Source organism: Arhodomonas sp. KWT, assembly GCF_010993615.1.
In genome coordinates this window covers 1-587 of record NZ_WNXE01001021.1, presented here as the reverse complement: position 1 = coordinate 587, position 587 = coordinate 1, and the positions used below count along the sequence as shown (strand labels likewise).

Annotated in this window: 1 protein-coding gene; it reads left to right on the top strand. The window is 71.4% G+C overall.

Going from position 1 to position 587, the window contains the following annotated elements:
- On the top strand, window positions 1–587 hold a 587-nt coding region (locus tag G7A99_RS23915; protein WP_240466409.1), incomplete at both ends, for a RuBisCO large subunit C-terminal-like domain-containing protein.

Here is a 587-nt window from a genome sequence, read left to right as displayed (position 1 = left end):
AGAATCCAAGCGACCTACTGGATCGAGACCGCCTTCCCGCTGGAGGATGCCGCCGCCGCCATGGCCGGCGAGCAGTCGTCGGGGACGTTCCTGGCCGTCCCCGGCGAGACCGACGAGATCAAGGCCCGCAACGGTGCCAGGGTCGAGGCGATCACCGAGCAGGAGACGGTGGGCAGCCCCTCGCTGCCCGGGGCCGCCACGCCGGGGGGCAACGCACCGGCGAGCTGGCGGCGCGCGACGGTGACGCTCTCCTGGCCCCTGGCAAACATGGGACCGTCACTGCCCAACCTGCTCGCGACCATCGCCGGCAATCTCTTCGAGCTCAAGCAGTTCTCCGGCCTGCGCCTGCTCGACGTGCAGCTGCCGGCCGCGTTCGCCGACGCGTATGCAGGGCCCGCCTTCGGCGTCGAGGGCACGCGGCGGCTCGTGGGCGTCCACGACCGGCCCCTGATCGGCACGATCATCAAGCCGTCCGTCGGGCTCTCCCCCGGCGAGACCGCGGCCGCCACCCGCACTCTGGTGGACGCGGGAATCGATTTCATCAAGGACGACGAGCTGCAGGCGGACGGTCCGCACTGCCCCTTCGA